At 71.9% G+C, this 20,880-nt stretch carries 12 protein-coding genes; 3 read left to right on the top strand and 9 right to left on the bottom strand.

Annotated elements, in window-relative coordinates; genetic code table 11:
• Positions 1-15: 15 nt before the first annotated feature.
• Entirely contained in the window at positions 16-1,197 is a 1,182-nt protein-coding gene (proB, locus tag F1615_RS10055) for a glutamate 5-kinase (protein WP_149548534.1), read from the bottom strand.
• A gap of 296 nt (positions 1,198-1,493) precedes the next feature.
• Between proB and F1615_RS10050 the strand changes: the two genes are divergently transcribed.
• Positions 1,494-3,551, top strand: coding sequence for a hypothetical protein (locus tag F1615_RS10050; RefSeq protein ID WP_149548618.1), 2,058 nt, complete (start codon positions 1,494-1,496; stop codon positions 3,549-3,551).
• A 15-nt stretch (positions 3,552-3,566) separates the two neighbouring features.
• Here F1615_RS10050 and galE read toward each other — a convergent pair whose 3' ends face one another.
• Positions 3,567-4,535: a UDP-glucose 4-epimerase GalE gene (galE, locus tag F1615_RS10045; protein ID WP_149548617.1), complete on the bottom strand. Its 969-nt coding sequence runs from the start codon at positions 4,533-4,535 to the stop codon at positions 3,567-3,569.
• A 337-nt stretch (positions 4,536-4,872) separates the two neighbouring features.
• Between galE and F1615_RS10040 the strand changes: the two genes are divergently transcribed.
• Positions 4,873-7,104 (top strand): bifunctional glycosyltransferase/CDP-glycerol:glycerophosphate glycerophosphotransferase, encoded by a 2,232-nt coding sequence (locus F1615_RS10040; RefSeq protein WP_149548533.1) that lies wholly within the window; start codon positions 4,873-4,875, stop codon positions 7,102-7,104.
• 26 nt (positions 7,105-7,130) lie between these two features.
• The gene (locus F1615_RS10035; protein WP_149548532.1) at positions 7,131-10,694 is read left to right on the top strand and encodes a bifunctional glycosyltransferase/CDP-glycerol:glycerophosphate glycerophosphotransferase; all 3,564 of its coding nucleotides are present in this window, start codon (positions 7,131-7,133) and stop codon (positions 10,692-10,694) included.
• A gap of 130 nt (positions 10,695-10,824) precedes the next feature.
• Here F1615_RS10035 and F1615_RS10030 read toward each other — a convergent pair whose 3' ends face one another.
• The 7 genes from F1615_RS10030 to F1615_RS10000 form a co-directional block, all read right to left on the bottom strand.
• Positions 10,825-11,949 carry a glycosyltransferase family 2 protein gene (locus tag F1615_RS10030; protein WP_149548531.1) on the bottom strand — a complete coding sequence of 375 codons (1,125 nt, stop codon included), beginning with the start codon at positions 11,947-11,949 and terminating at the stop codon, positions 10,825-10,827.
• A gap of 244 nt (positions 11,950-12,193) precedes the next feature.
• Positions 12,194-13,639 carry a GTPase ObgE gene (obgE, locus tag F1615_RS10025; RefSeq protein WP_149548530.1) on the bottom strand — a complete coding sequence of 482 codons (1,446 nt, stop codon included), beginning with the start codon at positions 13,637-13,639 and terminating at the stop codon, positions 12,194-12,196.
• A gap of 138 nt (positions 13,640-13,777) precedes the next feature.
• Entirely contained in the window at positions 13,778-14,032 is a 255-nt protein-coding gene (gene rpmA, locus F1615_RS10020) for a 50S ribosomal protein L27 (protein WP_006132816.1), read from the bottom strand.
• A 14-nt stretch (positions 14,033-14,046) separates the two neighbouring features.
• Positions 14,047-14,367 (bottom strand): 50S ribosomal protein L21, encoded by a 321-nt coding sequence (gene rplU / locus F1615_RS10015; RefSeq protein WP_004931419.1) that lies wholly within the window; start codon positions 14,365-14,367, stop codon positions 14,047-14,049.
• Between the two features lie 194 nt (positions 14,368-14,561).
• Positions 14,562-15,623, bottom strand: a complete 1,062-nt coding sequence (locus tag F1615_RS10010) for an iron-containing alcohol dehydrogenase family protein (RefSeq protein WP_167533700.1) — start codon at positions 15,621-15,623, stop codon at positions 14,562-14,564.
• Entirely contained in the window at positions 15,611-16,363 is a 753-nt protein-coding gene (locus F1615_RS10005) for a sugar phosphate nucleotidyltransferase (protein ID WP_149548529.1), read from the bottom strand. Before F1615_RS10005 ends, F1615_RS10010 begins: the two co-directional genes overlap by 13 nt.
• Before the next feature lie 161 nt (positions 16,364-16,524).
• Entirely contained in the window at positions 16,525-20,706 is a 4,182-nt protein-coding gene (locus F1615_RS10000; RefSeq protein ID WP_149548528.1) for a ribonuclease E/G, read from the bottom strand.
• Positions 20,707-20,880 lie beyond the last annotated feature (174 nt).

The raw sequence follows: 20,880 nt of genomic DNA, 5'->3' as shown, positions 1-20,880 counted from the left end.
GGACGTTCAGACACTTTACGGATGCAGGACCACCAGATCGTCCCTGTGTACGACCTCGCGTTCGTACTCCGGTCCGAGGTCCCGGGCGAGTTCGCGGGTGGAGCGGCCGATCAGGAGGGGGATCTCCTTGGCGTCGAAGTTGACCAGCCCCCGGGCCACCGCCCGTCCCCCGCGGTCCCGCAGTTCCACCGGGTCGCCCGCGCTGAACTCCCCCTCGACCCCGGCGATCCCCGCCGGCAGCAGTGACTTGCGGCCCTGGACGACCGCGCGCACCGCGCCGTCGTCCAGGGTGAGCGAGCCCCGCGGGGTGGAGGCGTGCTGGAGCCACAGCAGGCGGTCGGCGGAGCGGCGGCCGGTGGGGTGGAAGTAGGTGCCGGTGTCGCCGCCCCCCAGGGCGTCGGCCGCGTGAACGGTGCTGGTCAGCACCACCTGGATGCCGGCGGCGGCGGCGATCCGGGCCGCCTCGATCTTGGTGACCATGCCGCCGGTGCCGACGCCCGCCTTGCCGGCGCTGCCGATCTCGACGTGGGCGAGGTCCCCTGGGCCCCTGACCTCCGCCACGCGCGACGTGCCGGGGCGGGCGGGGTCGCCGTCGTAGACGCCGTCCACGTCGGACAGCAGCACCAGCAGGTCGGCGCGGACCAGGTGGGCGACGAGGGCGGCGAGCCGGTCGTTGTCGCCGAAGCGGATCTCGTCGGTGGCGACCGTGTCGTTCTCGTTGACGACCGGGAGGGCGCCCATCGCCAGCAGTTTGTCGAGGGTGCGGGAGGCGTTGCGGTGGTGGGCGCGGCGGCTCATGTCGTCGCTGGTCAGCAGCACCTGGCCGACCCGGACGCCGTAGCGGGCGAAGGAGGCGGTGTAGCGGGCGACCAGCAGGCCCTGGCCGACGCTGGCGGCGGCCTGCTGACGGGCGAGGTCCCTCGGGCGGCGGCGCAGCCCCAGGGGCGCCAGCCCGGCGGCGATGGCGCCGGACGAGACGAGAACGATCTCCCGCTCTCCCCCGCCCGCCCGTCTCCCGCCACCACCCTCGACCGAGGCCCTGGGGGCCACCCCCGCTTTTCTGGTCTTGGCGAGCACGTCGACGAGCGCGTCCACCCGGTCGGCGTCCAGACCGCCCGCCGCGGTGGTCAGCGACGAGGAGCCGACCTTGACGACGATCCGGCGTGCCTCGCCCACGGTCTGCCTCGCGCCTGCCACCTTGCCGCCCGTCCCCTCACGTCGGTCGTCTCGCCCGCCAGGCAATCTACGCGAAGTGGATCGAAGGACGCTCGCCGGTCCAGCCTCCGGGACGGGGGACGGACCGCGTGACGGAGGAGGGCGGACCGCACCAGCGGATACGGGCGCCGAGGGCTTCCCGGACACCCGCGTGTCGTCCGGAGGCCGGCGGGCGTTAACCCGGGCGCACGCCCCACGACGACCCTGGAGTGACCGCAGTGCCCGATCCCACGTCCCGCCGGCGGTTCCGGGCGGGAGTCCGCCGCCACCGTTCCCCGCTGCTCCGTCTGCCCGGCCGTACCGCTCTCGCCAAGGCGCTGGTGGCGGCCGTCCTGGTCGGCGCCTGCGCGGCCCAGGCCGTCGCGGCCCTGGCGCCGCACGTGCCGCTGCTGCTCGCGGCGACCGCCCTCTCCCTGGTCGTCGAGGGTGTGCTGTACCGCTGGCAGCGGGGTGTGCTGACCGTGTTCGCCAAGGCGCACGCGGACATCACCGTGCGTCATGTGCTGCGCGATCTGCTGCTGGTGGTGGGTCTGCTGCGGCTCGGCGAGCAGGACCGGGAGACGCGGTACGCGGCGATCGCCGCCGGCCTGCTCGCGTTCTACGCCCTGCACTGCGCGATCCAGGCGGTGTCCGTGCTGGTCCGCCGCACCCGCACGCTGCCGGTGGTGACCCGGAACATCGACGCCTCCGCGCTGCGGCTCTCCCCCGCCCCGCCCGCGCTGCTGCGCAGACCCGGTCACCGGCTGCTGGTGTTCGGCCTGCCCGCGACGGCAGGACTGGCGGCGACGGCGGCGACCGGCGGGACCCGCTGGGCGGCGGCCGGTGTCGCGCTGTCGCTGGTCCTGGCCCTGGCCGGCCTGATCGCCCTGTCGCTGCGGCTGCTGCCCGGGCGGCGCCCGGCGGACGAGCGGGAGGTGCTCGACTGGTTCGACGCGTGGCTGGCGGAGTACCGGCCGACGGTCGGGCTCTACTTCTCCGGCGGGGTGTCCTCCGCCTACCAGGCCGGCATGTGGCTGGAGCCGCTGGCCGGGCTGGACGCCCGGCCGGTCATCGTCCTGCGCGAGCGGTTCATGGTGCCGAAGATCGCGGCGACCGACATCCCGATCGTGTGCCTGCCGAAGGTGCCCACACTGATGCGGCTCGAGCACTCCACGCTCCAGGTGCTCATCCACCCCTCCAACTCCGGCAAGACCTCGCAGGTGCTGCGCATCCCCACGATCAAGCACGCCTTCGTCAACCACGGGGAGAGCGACAAGCTGTCGTCGTGCAACCCGTACGCGAAGGCGTACGACGAGGTGTGGGTGGCCGGCCCGGCGGCGCGCGAGCGGTACGCGCTGGCGGAGGTCGGGGTCGAGAACAAGGACGTGGTGGAGATCGGCCGCCCGCAGCTGGACGCCGTACGCCCGTGCGCGGGCCCGCCGGCGGGGCGCCGCACGACCGTGCTGTACGCGCCGACCTGGGAGGGCTGGGACGGCAACCCGGGCAACACGTCGCTGATCGCGGCCGGCGAGAACCTGGTGCGGGCGCTGCTCGCGGACCCGGGGGTGCGGCTGCTGTACAAACCGCACCCGCTGACCGGCTCGGTGGATCCGCGGGCGGGCGCCGCGGACCGAAGGATCCGGGATCTGATCCACTCGGCGAACCGCTCCCGCTCGGCGCCTTCGGAGGAACTCGGCCGTCTCACGGCGCAGTTGAACCGTCTCACCACGGACGGGTTCCGGCCGGCCGCCGACCAGGCCGAGCGGATGCTCGCCCAGTCCGCCCCCGAGCCGGGCCGGTCGGAGGCGGTGGCCCGGGTGACGGCGGCCTGGGAGGAGGCGTACTGGGCATCGCTCCCCGAGGGGGAGCACCGGGTCGTCGACGACGCCCGTCCCTCGCTCTACTCCTGCTTCAACGTCTCGGACCTGCTGATCAGCGACGTGTCCAGCGTGATCACCGACTTCCTGGCCAGCGGCAAGCCGTACGCGGTGGCCAACACCGGCGACCTGACCGAAGAGGCGTTCCGCACGGCCTTCCCGACGGTGGCGGCGGCCACGGTGCTGACGCCGGACGCGACCGGCGTACCGGCACTGCTGGAGTCGGTACGGCACCCGGAGAAGGACGAACTGGCCGAAGCACGCGCCGAGTTGAAGCTCCGCCTGCTGGGCCCGGCGGAACCGCCCGCCCAGGAGCGCTTCGAAGCGGCGGTGCGGGCGCTGTGCGCGGCGGCCCAGGGACACCGCGGGCGGACGGCGGAGAGGCGGGAGACCGGACTTCCCGGTCAGCGGCGGCAGTACGCCCCCCGCGTCACCGCTCCGGCCGCCGGCCCGCCGACCGGGGCGGTGCCACGGAGCTAGGCGGCCGCGTGGCGCCTACCGGCGGTGCCGCCACCCCTGCCACGCCGAGTCGATCATCTCGTCCAGGCCGTGGCGGGCCGTCCAGCCCAGCTCCTCGCGGATGCGGTCCGCCGAGGCCACCACGCGGGCCGGGTCGCCGGCGCGGCGGGGGGTCACCTCGGGGGCCACGTCCTCGTTGCCCGTGATCTTGAGGATGCGGTCGACCATCTCGCGCACCGAACTGCCCTCGCCGCGGCCGATGTTCAGCGTGAGAGCGGTGCCCTTCGGGGCCCCGTCGAGGCGGCGGGCCGCCGCGAGGTGGGCGGAGGCGATGTCCTGGACGTGGATGTAGTCGCGGACGCAGGTGCCGTCGGGGGTGGCGTAGTCGTCGCCGAAGATGCGGGGCGCCTCACCGGCCTCCAGGCGCTCGAACACCATGGGGACCAGGTTGAACACCCCGGCGTCGGACAGCTCCGGGGACGCGGCCCCGGCCACGTTGAAGTAGCGCAGGGAGGCGCCGCGGATGCCGTACGCCGCGGCCGCCGCCTTGATCAGCCACTCGCCGACGAGCTTGGTCTCCCCGTACGGGCTCATCGGCGCGCACGGGGTCTCCTCCGTGACGAGCGCCACGTCGGGCATGCCGTAGACGGCGGCGGAGGACGAGAACACGATCTTGTCGACGCCGGTGGCGGACATGGCCTCGAGGAGCGTCTGCACGCCGGTGACGTTCTCGCGGTAGTAGTGCAGCGGCCGCTCCACGGACTCGCCGACCTGCTTCTTGGCGGCGATGTGCACGACCCCTGTCACAGCATGGTCACGAATTGCCTGCTCCAGCAGGTCACGGTCCACGACACTGCCGACGACGAGAGGCACTCCGTCCGGTACCCGGTCCGCGCTGCCGGTGGACAGGTCGTCGTACACGACCACGGACTCGCCGCCGTCGCGCAGGGCACGCACCACATGCGCGCCGATGTATCCGGCTCCACCGGTGACCAGCCAGCTCATGCTCATGCCTCCAAGGTCGCAGTCACTGCATGCAGAGTGTTCCGCGAGCCCCGGAAAATCGAATCCGGCAGATCACGCATAGGGGAGCAATGACGTGAACTCGGCGCCGCCGCGCGGGCCCGGTGTCCGCGCGGCGGGCAACGGGAAGCTCCTGGAATCGGGCGATTCCGCCTCCGGCCGGCCGCCGGGGGTCCGGCTACCTCGCCCACGGAAACTTCGCATGAATCCTTTACGCTGATGCGGCGACGCCCTCCAGGTCCATGGATGCCCGGAGCGCGGCCCGGCCCCAAGCCCAAGCCCCAGCGCACGCGGTCAGTTCTCGGAACAGGTTGTAAGGATGCCCAGACTCTCCCTCGTCGTCCCTGTGTACAAGGTGCAGGGCTATCTGCCCGAGTGCCTGGATTCCGTACTCGGGCAGGACTACACGGACTTCGAGATCATCGCCGTCGACGACTGCTCGCCGGACGGATCGGGCGCCATTCTCGACCAGTACGCGGAGAGAGACCCGCGCATTCATGTGATTCACCTCACCGAGAACGTGGGGCTGGGGCGTGCGCGCAATGCGGGACTGGAGCGGGCCGAGGGCGATTACGTCCTGTTCCTGGACAGTGACGACACATTGTCCGACGGCGCGCTGGCGGCGATATCCGACCGCCTCGACGCCACCGGGGACCCCGAGATACTCATCTACGACTACGCGCGCACCTACTGGGACGGCGAGGTCCGCCCCAACCAGCGGGCGGACCTGCTCAGGAGCGAGGGTCCGGACGTCTTCCGCCTCGCCGACCGCCCCGAGCTGCTCAACCTGCTCCAGATCGTCTGGAACAAGGCCTACCGCCGCGACTTCATCGCCCGCACCGGCCTCACCTTCCCGCCGGGGTACTACGAGGACGCCCCCTGGACGTTCTGCTCGATGATCAGCGCCGAACGCATGGCCGTACTGGACCGCGTCTGCGTCCTGTACCGGCAGCGCCGCGAGGGCGGCAACATCCTGAAGACGGTCAGCCGCAAGCACTTCGACGTCTTCGACCAGTACGCCCGGGTCTTCGACTTCATCGCGGCGCACCCGGAACTCGACGAGTGGCGCGGACCGTTGTTCCGCAAGATGGTCGACCACTACCTCACCGTGCTCGAACGTCCGGGCCGGCTGCCGCAGTCCTCGCGCGCCGAGTTCTTCCACCGGGCCTCGGCCGACTACCGCGCGCACCTGCCCCAGGGGTTCCAGCGCCCGGCCGGCGGCCGCGGTCACAAGTACGCGATGCTGGAGCGTGACGCGTACACCGCCATGGCCGGTGCCACCGCGGCCGTGAAGTTCCGGCGGCGGGTCAGGAACCGCGCGGCGGCCGCGATCAGCCGGTCCAAGCGCAGCGCGATAGGCGTGTTCTACCAGTCGCAGCTGCGCCTCCCCCTCGACGAGAACCTCGCGCTGTTCTCCGCCTACTGGAGCCGCAGCGTCTCCTGCAACCCCGCGGCCATCGACGCCGAACTCGCCCGCCTCGCCCCCGGGATCCGCCGTGTGTGGGCCGTCCGGGCGGACGCGGCGGACAGGGTGCCCAAGGGCGTGGAGTACGTCCGTGTCGGTTCACGCGCGTACTGGTCGGCCGTGGCGCGCGCCAAGTACCTCGTCAACAACGTGAACTTCGCGGATTCGGTGGTGAAGCGCGAGGGCCAGATCCATCTGCAGACGCACCACGGCACCCCGCTGAAGACCATGGGCCTGGACCAGCAGAAGTACCCGGCGTCCACCGACATGAACTTCGCCAAGCTGCTCGAGCGGTGCGACCGCTGGGACTTCAGCCTCAGCTCCAACCGTTTCTCGACCGCCGTGTGGGAGCGCGTGTACCCCTGCTCGTACACCTCCCTGGAGACCGGCTACCCGCGCAACGACCGCCTGGTGAACGCCACGGCCGCGGACGTCCGCCGGGCCCGTGCGGCGCTGGGACTGGCCGACGGCACCAGGGCCATGCTGTACATGCCCACCCACCGGGAGTACCAGCCCGGGTTCACGCCGGCCCTCGACCTGGCGCGCCTCTCCGACGAGCTGGGTCCCGACGTGACGCTGCTGATGCGCGGCCACTACTTCTACGGCAACTCCCCGCACATCGCCGAACTGCGCCGCAGCGGCCGCATCGTCGACGTGTCGGGGCACGACCGGGTGGAGGAGCTGTACCTGGCCGCGGACGCGCTCATCACGGACTACTCCTCGGCGATGTTCGACTACGCGGTCCTGGACCGGCCGATCATCGTCTACGCCCCCGACTGGGACATCTACTCCGCGGTCCGCGGCACCTACTTCAACCTGCTGGAGGAGCCGCCCGGTGCGGTGGCCACCACGCAGACCGAGCTGATCCGGCTGCTCGGCTCGCGGGAGTACGACGGGCCGGACGCGACCGAGCGCCGCGCCGCGTTCCGCTCGCGTTTCTGCGAGTTCGACGACGGGCGCGCAGCCGAAAGGGTGGTGCGGCGCGTCTTCCTCGGCGAGGAGAGCATGCTGCCGTTCGTCCCGTTCACCGAACGATCCCACGCACCGACCCCCGACCAGGCGCTCGAACTGGTCGAGCGGGCCTGACCCCCGGAAAGGAGAGCACAAAAGCCATGGCCCCTCGGCTCAGTGTCATCGTCCCCATCTACAACGTCGAGCGCTATCTGCCCGCCTGCCTGGACTCGCTCGCCGCGCAGACCTTCCGGGACATCGAGGTCCTGATGGTCGACGACGGCTCCCCGGACGGCTCCGCCGCCATAGCCGAGGCGTACGCGAGCCGCGACGAGCGGTTCAAGCTCATCCGCAAGGAGAACGCCGGCCTCGGCGCGGCCCGCAACACCGGCATCCAGCACCTGTCGGACGAGTCGGAGTACCTGACCTTCGTCGACAGTGACGACCTCATCCCGCCGGACGCCTACCGGCAGATGCTCGCCAGCCTGGACGAGTCCGGCTCGGACTTCGCCACGGGCAACGTCTTCCACCTCAAGGGCGAGAAGACGTGGCAGGTGCCCCTGCTGAAGATGCTCGCCGGCGAGGCCCGCAGGCGTACCCACATATCCAGGAACCCGAAGCTCATCGCCGACCGCATCGCCTGCAACAAGATCTTCCGGCGGAGTTTCTGGGAGAAGGAGGGCTTCGTCTTCCCCGAGGGGATCCTGCACGAGGACATCCCCGTCGTCCTGCCCGCGCACTACCGGGCGGAGGCCGTCGACATCATCGGTGAGCCGACGTACTTCTGGCGGCTGCGCGAGGGCGAGTCGGCCCCCTCGATCACCCAGCGCCGCAAGGAGCCGCAGGCCGTCCGCGACCGCGTCACCGCGGTGAGCATGGTCAGCGACTACCTCGCCCAGCAGTCGGGCCCGGAGTTCGACGAGTACAAGCGCCAGTACGACGACCGGGTGCTCCGCGACGACCTGCGGCTGTTCATGCGGGTGCTGCCGGACGCCACGGTGGAGTTCCACGAGGCGTTCCTGGAAGCCGCCAACCGCTACCTGGACATGGTGGACCCCAAGATCGTCATGGCGCTGCCGACGGATCTGCGGGTGCAGTGGCTGCTGGTCCGCAAGCACGCCATGCCGGAGCTGATCGCCCTGCTGGCCTCGCAGCGCCGCAAGGAGCCGGTGGAGGTCTCCGGGACCTTCCGCAAGTACGCGAGCTTCCGCACGCTCGAGGAGAGCGGCTTCGACCTGCCGAAGTCGGCCCTGCGCATCGACGGCGACCTGAACCTGCGCGCACCGCTGCGTTCGGTCACCTGGCAGGACGGCAAGCTGGTGCTGTCGGGTGACGCCTACATCGACAAGATCGACGTGTCGGCCAAGCGGAGCAGCGTCAAGATCGTCCAGCTCAAGCGGCACGGTTCCCGCCGGCGCGTCTTCCTGCCGGCCAGGAACATCCACCGGCCCGAGTGCACCACCGACTCCGGCCAGCAGCGGTACAACTACGACTGGGCCGGCTGGGAGCTCGCCCTCGACCCGGCGAAGCTGCGCAAGGGCGGTACGTGGCAGGAGGGCCTCTGGCACGTCGGCATCAACGTCTACGCCTCCGGCCTGGTGCGGCGCAGCGGCGTCTGGGCCCGTGGCGGCTCGGCGGCGAACTTCCCGCCGTACCAGTGGCTCGACGAGGACTTCCGGCTGCTGCCGACCGTCGAGCGCAGCGCGCTGAAGCTGCGCGTGGAGAAGGTCCGCGCCCTGATCACCGACCGCCGGCTGGACGGCGACGCGGTGGAGATCAGCGGTGACGTCCGCGAGCCGCTGAAGGCCGGGGAGACCGTGACGTTCCGCCTCAGCCACGGGAAGAGCGGCGAGGTGCGCCACTATCCCGTCGAGGTGGCGCGGCAGGGCGGCGGCACGACGTTCCGTACGCGGGTCCCGCTCGAGGACGTGGCCCTGCTGAGCACCAGCACGGTCGACGACCAGGCCCAGCCGGACCGCCGCCGGTGGAGCACGGTCCTGGTGGCCACCGCCCCGGACGGCACGGAGCGCCAGTTCAGCAGCGTGGTCCGGGAGGGCCTGGAGGATCTGTCCTTCGACCTGCCGGCCTCCTTCGGTGAGGCGGGCGCCCACCGGGAGATCTCCGTGGCGTCCGGTCACAACGGCTATCTGAAGATCACCGGCCGGACGCGCCGCGCCGTGCTCTCCGGGATCGCCCTGGAGAACGGGCAGCTTGTGGTGCGCGGCCACGGCAGCCGGGAACTCGTGGGCTCCGACCTCGTCCTCAAGGCGACCAACCGCTTCGACGAGCGCACGGCGTCCGCCGACTGGTCCGAGGACGGCACGTTCACCGTGGCCTTCGACCCGTCCGTGATGGGCGGTTCCGGTCAGGTGCCGCTGAAGGCCGGCCGCTGGAACCTGCTGCTGCGCTCCACGAACCCGGACGTTCCGGACGCCCAGTTCGTCATCGACCGGCTCGCCCTGCCCCAGTTCCCGCTGCACAGCGAACTGGGCGGCCGCCGCTACTGGTTCGAGAACCGCTGGAGCGACTACCCGCAGCTCAACTGCCGCTCCGAGCTCGGCGACCTGGAGCGCGGACCCTACCGCCAGCTCCAGATGCGCCGCGAGGTGTACGACGCGGGCCGCCGGCAGCCGCTGCGCGACCAGGTGTTCTTCCTCAGCTACAACGGCAAGCAGTACTCCGACAGCCCGCGGGCGATGCACGAGGAACTGCTGCGCCGCGGCAGCGACATGAAGTTCCTGTGGGCCGTGCGCGACGGCCAGGTGGTGCTGCCGCCCACCGCCGACAAGGTGCGCATGTGGGGCCGCGAGTGGTTCGAGGCACTGGCCACCTCCCGGTACATCGTCACCAACGGGCACCTGCCCGAGTGGGTGGAGCGCCGGCCCGGCCAGGTCATCGTGCAGACCTGGCACGGCACGATGCTGAAGAAGATCGGCCACGACATCGAGACGCTGTACTTCGACCGCGAGTACCAGAACCGTCTGGCGCTCGAGGCGAAGAACTGGAGCCTGCTGGTCTCCTCCAACCGGTTCTCCACGCCGATCCTCAAGCGGGCCTTCTCGTACGACGGGGAGATCCTCGAGGCCGGTTACCCGCGCAACGACTACCTGTACTCGCCCGACCGCGACAAGATCGCGGAGAAGGTGCGGGAGACGCTCGGGATCCCGAGCGGCAAGAAGGTCGTGCTGTACGCGCCGACCTGGCGGGACGACCAGTCGCACAGCGCCGGGCAGTACCTGTTCGACCTGCGGATCGACCTCGAGGACGCCCGTCGCCGCCTGGGTGAGGACCATGTGCTGCTGATCCGGCGCCACTCCAACGTCGTCGACGCCGTGCCCGGCGCCGGCAACGGCTTCGTGTGGGACGCCTCGGAGTACCCGGACATCGCCGACCTGTACCTGGCGGCGGACATGATGATCACGGACTACTCGTCCGTGATGTTCGACTACGCCCATCTGAAGCGGCCCATGCTGTTCTTCACGTACGACCTGGAGCACTACCGGGACACGCTGCGCGGCTTCTACTTCGACTTCGAGAAGGACTCCCCCGGTCCGCTGATCGCCACCTCCGAGGAGCTGGTCACGGCGATCCGCGACATCGACAAGGTGTCCGCCGAGTACGAGGAGCGCTTCGCGCGGTTCCACCACCTGTTCTGCGACCTGGACGACGGCCACGCCTCCAAGCGGGTCGTGGACCGGATGATCGAGCAGGCCAAGGAGGTCTGAGCGGGTCCGCCGCCCGGGGACCGGTGGTTCCCGGGCGGCGCAAAGGGCGACGGCCGGGCGGTTCCGCCCGGCCGTCGCCCTTTCCCCGCCCGCCTTTGGGGCTTCGCCCGTCTCCCGGGCCCCGCCCGGGTCAGTGCCCGGATTTCCCGGCCGGACGCGCGCGGCCGGCCAGCGCGGCGGACAGTGCGCGGATGCGGCCCCGCAGACGCCTGCGCGGGTGCGGAACCGGCTTGTGGGAGGTGTTCTCCGGCACGGGCTTCGGCCGCGGCACCAGCGCGCACAGGCCGGTGAGTTCCTCCACCAGCCCCTCGGTCAGCAGCAGGCAGCGCAGCCGGGAGAGCGCCGGGAGCTCGGCCACGAGTTCCTGTGGGACGTACTCGCGCAGCAGCTGCCCGGCGAGCTCCACGTGCCGCACGCGGGTCTCCTCCGGCAACGCGGCGAAGGGCTCCTTGAAACGGCCGAGTATCTCCAGCGTGAGCCAGCGGTACAGCAGGCTGTTGCGGCGGCTGCCGGGCGGGACGTGTGCCACCACCACGTCCAGTACGTCGCGCACGTTGGCGTAGAAGGGGCCGGGGTCGGGGACTTCCCGCGTCAGGTGCGCGTAGCCGTCCCGGTGGACCAGGTAGTAGCAGTCGTAGTCGGCCACGACGGAGACCGACCGGGCGTGCAGACAGGCCGGGACGACGAACATCTGCTCCTCGGCCAGCCTGACTCCCTCGGCGAAGCGCAGCCGGTGCTCCGTGACGAGGGAGCGCCGGAACAGTTTGTGCGCGGTCAGGGACCAGACGGCCTTGCAGGAGAAGAGGTCTCCGCCGTCGACGTTCCTGCGGAACGGTGTGACCGGCGCCTTGCGGCCCACCCCCCGGATGCGTCCGAGCACCACGTCCGAGTCGTTGCGCCGGGCGGCCCCCACCATCCGCTCCAGCGCCTCGGTGCCCAGGTAGTCGTCGGGGTCCGCGAAGAACAGGAACTCGCCGGTGGCCAGGTCGATGCCCCGGTTGCGCGGGCCGCCCGGGGCGCCGGAGTTCTCCTCGAGCCGTACGACTCTGACCCGCCCGGGGTGACGTGCGGCCCAGGCGTCGAGTAACGCTCCGCTGCCGTCCGTGGAGGCATCGTCCACGGCGACGATCTCGAGGTTCTCGAATCCTATGGACTGGTCCGCGACGGACCGCAGGCATTCCGCGAGATGGTCACCCGCGTTGTAGACCGGAATGACCACCGAGACGGTGGGCCGGTGTGCGGGCTCGATGTCCATGCGTCCCCCATGAGCGGCGTTCCTTCGCCTGTCGAGGTTCCGCACTGGTCGGGGTGCGGGCCTCGTCGGTACATGTCACCGTAGCTCCCGATGTCACCCGTCCCATGTCGACGACCCGTCAGCCAGAGCAAGGTCTTGTAACAGCTGACGCTCCGCCACATTCCCTGCTCACGACAGGAAAAGGCGGTGCCCCGGGCGGCACGTGGCTCGGCCCGGGGCACCGCCTCTCAAGGCGTCCGCCGGTCTAGAACGGCTCGAAGTCGTCGTACTCGCGCTCGGACTCGTCCCGCTCGGCCTGGCGGTCGCGCCGCCGCTGCGCGGCCGGTCGGGGCGCCTCGAAGCGGTGGTCCTCACCGCGGCGGCCGAGCATCTCCGCACCGGCGGTGACGGTCGGCTCCCAGTCGAAGACGACGGCGTTGTCCTCGGGCCCGATGGCCACGCCGTCGCCGGTGCGGGCACCGGCCTTCATCAGCTCCTCCTCGACACCGAGGCGGTTGAGCCGGTCGGCGAGGTAACCGACGGCCTCGTCGTTGTTGAAGTCGGTCTGGCGGACCCAGCGTTCGGGCTTCTCGCCACGCACCCGGAACAGCGGCTCCCCGCCGGTCTCCTCGCGGGTGACGGTGAAACCGGCGTCGTCCACGGCCTTGGGCCGGATGACGATCCGGGTCGCCTCCTCCTTCGGCTTGGCGGCGCGCGACGCGGCCACCAGCTCGGCCAGGGCGAAGGACAGCTCGCGCAGCCCGGTGTGGGCGACGGCCGACACCTCGTAGACGCGGTAGCCGCGCTCCTCGAGGTCCGGGCGCACCATCTCGGCGAGGTCCTTGCCGTCCGGCACGTCGATCTTGTTGAGGACGACGATCCGCGGCCGGTTGTCGAGACCGCCGTACTGCCGCAGCTCCTCCTCGATGATGTCGAGGTCGGAGACGGGGTCGCGCTCGGACTCCAGGGTGGCGGTGTCCAGCACGTGCACCAGCACGCTGCACCGCTCGACGTGACGCAGGAACTCCAGGCCCAGTCCCTTGCCCTGGCTGGCGCCCGGGATCAGCCCCGGCACGTCGGCGATGGTGTAGACGGTCGAACCGGCGGTGACGACACCGAGGTTGGGCACGAGCGTGGTGAAGGGGTAGTCGGCGATCTTCGGCTTGGCGGCGCTGAGCACGGAGATCAGGGACGACTTGCCGGCGCTCGGATACCCCACGAGGGCCACGTCCGCGACGGTCTTGAGCTCCAGGACGATGTCCTGGAGGTCCCCAGGCACGCCGAGGAGCGCGAATCCGGGCGCCTTGCGCCGCGCGGAGGCGAGGGCGGCGTTGCCGAGTCCGCCGCGGCCGCCCTGGGCGGCGACGTACGAGGTGCCGTGGCCGACGAGGTCGGCGAGCACGTTGCCCGCCTTGTCGAGCACCACGGTGCCGTCCGGCACGGGGAGGACCAGGTCCTGCCCGTCCTTGCCGGACCGGTTGCCGCCCTCGCCGGGCTTGCCGTTGGTGGCCTTGCGGTGCGGCGAGTGGTGGTAGTCGAGCAGGGTGGTCACGGACTGGTCGACGGTGAGGATCACATCGCCGCCGCGTCCGCCGTTCCCGCCGTCGGGCCCGCCGAGCGGCTTGAACTTCTCGCGATGGACGGAGGCACAGCCGTGACCTCCGTTACCCGCGGCGACATGCAGCTCGACGCGGTCCACGAAGGTGGTCATGAAGGGTGCCTCCAGAGACGGTGGGTCGTACGCGCGTACGTACTTGGGTGCTTCTTGGGTAACACGCGAAAGGCGGACCCGCCTTCCCGACCGGGAAGTGAGGTCCGCCTCGCGAAACGTACGGTCGAAAGGCCTGGATCAGGCGACCGGAACGATGTTCACGACCTTGCGGCCACGGCTGGTGCCGAACTGCACCGAACCGGCCTGCAGCGCGAACAGGGTGTCGTCGCCGCCACGGCCGACGCCGGCGCCCGGGTGGAAGTGGGTGCCGCGCTGGCGGACCAGGATCTCGCCCGCGTTGACGACCTGACCGCCGAAGCGCTTCACGCCGAGGCGCTGAGCGTTGGAGTCACGACCGTTGCGGGTGGACGATGCGCCCTTCTTGTGTGCCATCTCTCCTCAGTCCCTTACTTCGCAGCCGCGGGGATCTCAGTGACCTTGATCGCCGTGTACTGCTGGCGGTGGCCCTGACGACGGCGGTAGCCGGTCTTGTTCTTGTAGCGCAGAATGTCGATCTTCTGGCCCTTGTGGTGGTCCACGACCTCGGCCTGGACCTTGATGCCGGCCAGGACCCACGGGTCGCTGGTCACGGCGTCGCCGTCGACCACGAGCAGGGTCGAGAGCTCGACCGTGTCGCCGACCTTGGCGGTGGAAATCTTGTCAACCTCGACGATGTCGCCGACAGCAACCTTGTGCTGGCGACCACCGCTGCGCACGATGGCGTACACGCGGATCTCACTCTCTCACTCGAAGAACGGCACCCCCGCAGGCCAGCCGCCCACGCACAGACGCGGACGACCTCTCCCGGTCGCGGCCCGCGTCCGGGAGGAAGAGGTTTACGGGAATGTGGCGGTCCAGATGGACACGCCGACGGTCAAGGTTACGGGGCCCGGCCCACGAGGGTCAAACCGGACCCCCTTCCTCAGTCCGTGACCGACGCGACGTAGTCCGTGTAGGCGTCCTTGATCTGCTCCGGCGACAGGTCCAGGTGCTCCAGGATCGTGTAGCGGCCCGGACGGGTCTCCGGGGCGAACTCCACAGCGCGGACGAACTCCTCGTCGCTGAAGCCGATCTCCCGCGCCACGACCGGGAGGCCGTGCCGGCGCAGCGCGTCGGCCATGACCCGGGAGCTCTCCCGGTCGCCCCGCAGATGCATGGCGAACGCCGCACCGATCCCGACCTGCTCGCCGTGGCTGGCGGCACGCCCGGGGTACAGCAGGTCGATCGCGTGGCTGATCTCGTGGCAGGCCCCCGAGGAGGGCCGGGTGTGCCCCGCGATCGACATGGCGATGCCCGACAGCACCAGGCCCTCGGACAGCACGGTCAGGAAGCCGTCGTCGCCGCAGCCCCCGGGGTGGCGCAGCACGGCCTCCCCGGCCTGACGCGCCATCGCCGCGGCGAGCCCGTCGACCTTCTCGCCGTTGACGCGGTGGGACAGCTCCCAGTCGGCGACCGCGGAGATGTTGGACAGCGCGTCCCCGATGCCCGAGCGCACGAACCGGATCGGCGCCTCGCGTATCACCGCGAGGTCGATGAGCAGCGCGATGGGCGTGGGCACGCCGTACGAGCCGCGGCCGGCGTCGTTGTCCAGGATGGAGACCGGCGAGCAGATGCCGTCGTGGGAGAGGTTGGTGGCCACGGCGACCATGGGCAGTCCGATGCGTGCCGCGGAGTACTTCGCGCAGTCGATGACCTTGCCGCCGCCGAGTCCGACGACCGCGTCGTAGCGGCCGGACTTCATCTTGTCGGCGAGCCGGACCGCGTCGTCGATGGTGCCGCCGCCGACCTCGAACCAGTCGGCCCCCGGCAGGGTCGGCGACAGCCGTTCGCGCAGCCGGGCGCCGGAACCGCCGCTGACGGCGATGGCGAGCCTGCCCGACTGGGAGATGCGCTGGTCGGCGAGGACGCTCGCCAGGTCGTCGAGGGCACCCGGGCGGATGTCCACGACGACCGGCGAGGGGATGAGCCGGGTCAGTACTGGCACGCGATCTCCCGTCCGCGGGCGAGGTCGTCGTGGTTGTCGATCTCGACCCACGCGACGTCACCGATCGGCGCCACGTCGATCCGGAAACCGCGGTTCACCAGCTCCTGGTAGCCGTCCTCGTAGTACAGCTGCGGGTCCCGCTCAAAGGTCGCCCTCAGCGCGTCGGCCAGCTCCCCGGCCGCCTCGCCCTCGATGAGCGTGACACCGATGTACTCACCGCTCGCCTCGGCCGGGTCCATCAGCTTGGTGATCCGCGTCATCCCCCTGTCCGGGTCGACGACGACCTTCATCTCCTCGTCGGCGAGCTTCTTCACCGTGTCGAGCGCGAGGATGATCCGCTTGCCGTCGCCGCGCGCGGCCAGCAGCGTCTTCTCCACCGAGACCGGGTGCACGGTGTCGCCGTTGGCCAGGATCACACCGTCCTTGAGGGCGTCACGGCCGCACCACAGCGAGTAGGCGTTGTTCCACTCCTCGGCCTTGTCGTTGTCGATGAGCGTGAGCCGCACGCCGTACTTCTGCTCCAGGGCCGCCTTGCGCTCGTACACGGCCTCCTTGCGGTACCCGACGATGATCCCGGCCTCGGTCAGCCCGACCTCGGCGAAGTTGGCGAGGGTCAGGTCCAGGACCGTCACCGCGTCCGGGTCGCCCTCGGCGCCCACCGGCACCAGCGCCTTGGGAAGCGTATCGGTGTAGGGGCGCAGACGGCGTCCGGCGCCGGCCGCAAGCACGAGGCCTATCATCGCGGGTTTCTCCTTACGTTCCCCGGGTCCGACCGAGTCGGGGAGGTGTCATCTCGGCGGCAGAACTGTGTGAAGGGCGCGTCCGCACGCGGTGGGCGCAGCCCTGGGAAAGGGTGTGGTCCTGTCCGCAAGGGACAGGACCACACAGGGTGGACGCCCGCTCAGCCCTCGTCGGTCACGGCCGTGACCGAGGACGGCGGCTGCTGCTCCGCGGCCGCGGTCTTCTTCGACGCCGCCTTCTTCGCGGTCGTCTTGGCGGCGGCCGTCTTGGTGGTCTTCGCCGCCTTCTTGGCCGTCGTCTTCTTGGCGGCGGTCTTCTTGGCCGTCGCCGTCTTCTTGGTGGCGGCCTTCTTCGCCGTGGCCTTCTTGGCCGCCTTGCGGGCGGTCTTCCTGGCCGGAGCGGCTTCCTCGGCGCCTTCGCCGACGGGCTCCTCGGAAGGCTTCTCCGCGGGCTCCGCGGAAGGCGCCGGCTCCTCGGCGGGGGCCGACGGGACGACCACGACGGCCGTGTCCTCGGAGGCGGTGGACGTGCTCGGCTTGCGCACCGCGCGGCGGCGCGGGCGGGCCGGGGCCTCGGGCTCCGCCGGGGCTGCTGCCTCGGCGGGGGCCTCCTCGGCCTTCGGCGTCTCCTCCGTCTTCGCGGTCTCGGCGACCGTCACCACCGCGGCCTGAGCTCCCGCCGGGGAACCGGCCGGCGCGGACACCTTGCGGGTGGCGCGGCGGCGCGTGCGGCCCTTGGGGGCGGCCTCCTCGCCGGCCGGCTCCGGGACCACCGCGTCCTCGACGGCGGCGGGCTCGGCCAGCGCCTCGGCGGCCGACTCCGGCTGCACCGGACGCGCGGCCTCATCGGCGGCCGTCACGTCCTGGGCCGTCGGGGCCTGGGCCTCGACGGCGTCCCCGGCCCGCGCGGGCTCCTCGGCCTTCTGCCGGTCGGCCTTGGCGGCCTCCCGCTTCGGGGCGCCCGCGGGAGCGGACACCCGCCGGCTCGCCCGGCGGCGGGTACGCCCACGGGTGGCCGCGGCCTCCGCCTCGGCGGCACTGCTGTACAGCTCCTCGTCCGGAGTGAACTCCGGTGCCGGAAGCGCGACCGGCTCGGCGGCCTCGGCGGCGACCTCGGCCACCGACTCCGCCTCCGCCTCCTGCTCGGCCGTCTCGACGCCCGCGGCGGCCTCGTGCTCGTGCGGCAGCTCCGCCGCGCCGGCCCGCGCCCGCTTCCTGCGCTTGCCGCCACCGCCGGCGGCGGCCGGCTGGTCCAGGTGCACGATGACACCGCGCCCGTTGCAGTGGACGCAGGTCTCCGAGAACGACTCCAGCAGGCCCTGGCCGACCCGCTTGCGGGTCATCTGCACCAGGCCGAGCGACGTCACCTCGGCGACCTGGTGCTTCGTACGGTCCCGGCCCAGGCACTCGAGCAGGCGCCGCAGCACCAGGTCCCGGTTGGACTCCAGCACCATGTCGATGAAGTCGATGACGATGATGCCGCCGAGGTCGCGCAGCCGCAGCTGACGCACGATCTCCTCGGCCGCCTCCAGGTTGTTCCTGGTGACCGTCTCCTCGAGGTTGCCGCCCTGACCGGTGAACTTGCCGGTGTTGACGTCGACGACGACCATCGCCTCGGTCCGGTCGATCACCAGCGAACCACCGCTGGGCAGCCACACCTTGCGGTCCAGCGCCTTGGCGAGCTGCTCGTCGATCCGGTACGTGGCGAAGACGTCGACCTCGCTGGTCCACTTGGACAGCCGGCCGGCCAGGTCCGGCGCCACGTGCGACACATACCCGTGGATGGTCTCCCAGGCGTCGTCACCGCTGACGACGACCTTGGAGAAGTCCTCGTTGAAGATGTCCCGCACGACCCGGACGGTCATGTCCGGCTCGCCGTACAGCAGCGTCGGCGCGCTGCCGCCGTTCTTGGACTTCTTCTTGATCTCCTCCCACTGCGCCTGGAGCCGTTCGACGTCGCGGCGCAGCTCGTCCTCGCTCGCGCCCTCGGCGGCGGTGCGCACGATGACGCCCGCGTCCTCGGGGACGATCTTCTTGAGGATGGTCTTCAGCCGGGCCCGCTCGGTGTCGGGCAGCTTGCGGCTGATGCCGGTCATCGAGCCCTCGGGGACGTACACGAGGTAGCGGCCCGGGAGGGAGACCTGGCTGGTGAGGCGGGCGCCCTTGTGGCCGATCGGGTCCTTGGTCACCTGGACCAGGACCGACTGACCGGACTTCAGCGCGGACTCGATGCGGCGCGGGCCGCCCGACATGCCGAGCGCCTCGAAGTTGACCTCACCGGCGTAGAGCACGGCGTTGCGGCCCTTGCCGATGTCGATGAAGGCGGCCTCCATCGACGGCAGCACGTTCTGCACCTTGCCGAGGTAGACGTTGCCGACGTACGAGGTGGCCTGCTCCTTGTTGACGTAGTGCTCGACGAGCACCCCGTCCTCCAGGACGCCGATCTGCGTACGGTCGCCGTACTGGCGCACCACCATGACGCGCTCGACGGCCTCACGGCGGGCCAGGAACTCGGCCTCGGTGATGATCGGCACGCGGCGGCGGCCCTGCTCACGGCCCTCGCGGCGGCGCTGCTTCTTCGCCTCCAGACGCGTGGAGCCCTTGATGGACTGCACCTCGTCCGACGGCTCGGCGGCCTTGCGCGGCTCGCGCACCTTGACGACCGTGCGCTCGGGGTCGTCGGTGGAGGGCTCGCCCTCACCACCGCTGTCACCGGCCCGGCGACGGCGGCGGCGCCGGCGACGGCTGCTGCTGGAACCGCCGGAGTCCTCGCGGTCCTCGGCGTCCTCCTCCGCCTGCTCGGCGGTGTCCTCGGTGTCCTGGGCGGCCTGCTCGGCGGCAAGCTGCTCGGTGTCGGCGTCCTCGTCCCCGGACTCGCCGCCCTCACCGTCGGACTCGGCGTTCTCACCACGCCGGCGGCGACGGCCACCGCGGCGACGGCGGCGGCGCGAACCGGCGGACTCGTTCTCGTCCTGGTCGTCGGCGTCGGCGTCGGCGTCGGCCTGGTCGTCGGCCGGCTCCTCGGCCTCCTCCACCTCGTCCTCGGTGGCGGCCTCGGCGGCCGGTGCGGCGGCCTCGGTCTCGTCGCCCGCGCCCCGGCGCCGGCGACGGCGGCGGGAGGCGGCGGGCTGCTCCTCCTGGAACTCCTCGGTCTCCTCCTCCGGCTCCACCGGTTCGGCGACCTCGGCCGCCGCCTCGGCGGCGGCACGCTCCGGGGTCTGGAAGCGGGGCTCGGTGAACACCGGCGGCTGGAAGACGGCGACGGCCGGGCGCGCGGGGCGCTTCGGCGAGCCCTCCGCCTCCTCGGCCGCGGCGGCCCTGGCCGTACGCGCGGGCTCGGCGAACCCGGCGGCGGCCTTGCGCACCACGCGACGGCGGCGGCGCGGGGCGGCCTCGTCGGCGGGGGCCTGCCCGGCCTCGGGAGCCTCGGCGGCGGGCGCCTCCACGGGGGGCTCCGCCTGCTTGTCGTTCTCGGTCACCGGGGCCTCCTCGGCGGTCGGGGCGGCCTGCGCGGTCTCCCCCGCGTCGCCCTCCGCCGTCTCGGCGGTCACCGGCGCACCGGCGGGGGCGGACGCACGTCGCGAGGCGCGGCGCCGGGTGCGGCGGGGAGCGGTGTCTTCGGTGGTCTCGGGGGTTTCGGTGCTCTCGGCAGCCGCGGGGGCCTCGGCCGGCTCGGCGGGCGTCTGAGCCGCCTTCCCGGCGCTGTCCGCCGTCTCGGCCGCCGTCACCGTGCGCGTCGCGCGACGACGGGTGCGGCGCGGGGCCGCGTCCTCGGTGGCCTCGTCGGCCTGCACGGTTGCCGCGGCCTCGGGCGCCTCGGTGGACACGGCTGCCTCGGTGGTCACAGCCGCCTCGGTGGACACGGCCGCCTCGGTGGTCTCCGTCGGCGAGGTCACGCTGCGCGTCGCACGACGACGGGTGCGCCGGGGAGCGGCGTCCTCGGAGGAGTCGGCGACGGCGGCCGGCTCGGGAGCCGGGGTGGTCCCGGACGGGGCCGGAGTCGCCGGCACGACGGTCTCGGCGGCCTCCGCGGACGCCGGCGCACCGGCGGGCGCGGCCGCGCGGCGGACCGCGCGACGACGCCGAGGCGCGGGGGCCTCGGTCTCCGTCTTCGCCGCGGCACTCTCCCGGTCCCCCACGAGACCGGCGGGCTCGGGCGTCTCGGGGGCGTCGGCGGTCTCCGCGGCCGGTATGGCCGGCGCGACCGTCTCGGCCGTCGTCCCGGCCGTGCCGGCGGGCGGTCCCGCCGGCCGGGATGCGGCACGGCGCCGCCGCCTCGGCGGCAGGGTGTCGCTCGGGGTGTTCGGTTCGGAGCCCTCGGTGGGCTCGATCGGTTCGAGCATGCGGGCGTTTCTCCCGTCAGGCTCCCGGGCGCCGCACCTGGTCCGGCGATGCCGGTGACGTCCGCGGCTCGCGCGGTGCGCGGTTGCCGCCGTCCGGGGCGCGGGCGCCGCTCGGGAGCTCTCTTTGTCCTGTCTCGCCGGTTCCGTACGCCGAATGCGTACGGCCTGGCGAAA

Origin of the sequence: Streptomyces marokkonensis, assembly GCF_008312835.1 — a bacterium.
In the GTDB taxonomy this organism is placed as follows: Bacteria; Actinomycetota; Actinomycetes; order Streptomycetales; family Streptomycetaceae; genus Streptomyces; species Streptomyces marokkonensis_A.
This window is presented reverse-complemented; position numbering and strand designations above follow the sequence as displayed.

Coding starts and splice junctions, on each gene's coding strand:
- galE (WP_149548617.1), bottom strand. CDS start 4,535: ATGAGCTGGCTGGTCACCGGTGGAGCCGGATACATCGGCGCGCATGTG.
- F1615_RS10005 (WP_149548529.1), bottom strand. CDS start 16,363: ATGATAGGCCTCGTGCTTGCGGCCGGCGCCGGACGCCGTCTGCGCCCC.
- F1615_RS10040 (WP_149548533.1), top strand. CDS start 4,873: ATGCCCAGACTCTCCCTCGTCGTCCCTGTGTACAAGGTGCAGGGCTAT.
- obgE (WP_149548530.1), bottom strand. CDS start 13,639: ATGACCACCTTCGTGGACCGCGTCGAGCTGCATGTCGCCGCGGGTAAC.
- F1615_RS10035 (WP_149548532.1), top strand. CDS start 7,131: ATGGCCCCTCGGCTCAGTGTCATCGTCCCCATCTACAACGTCGAGCGC.
- F1615_RS10030 (WP_149548531.1), bottom strand. CDS start 11,949: ATGGACATCGAGCCCGCACACCGGCCCACCGTCTCGGTGGTCATTCCG.
- rpmA (WP_006132816.1), bottom strand. CDS start 14,032: ATGGCACACAAGAAGGGCGCATCGTCCACCCGCAACGGTCGTGACTCC.
- F1615_RS10000 (WP_149548528.1), bottom strand. CDS start 20,706: ATGCTCGAACCGATCGAGCCCACCGAGGGCTCCGAACCGAACACCCCG.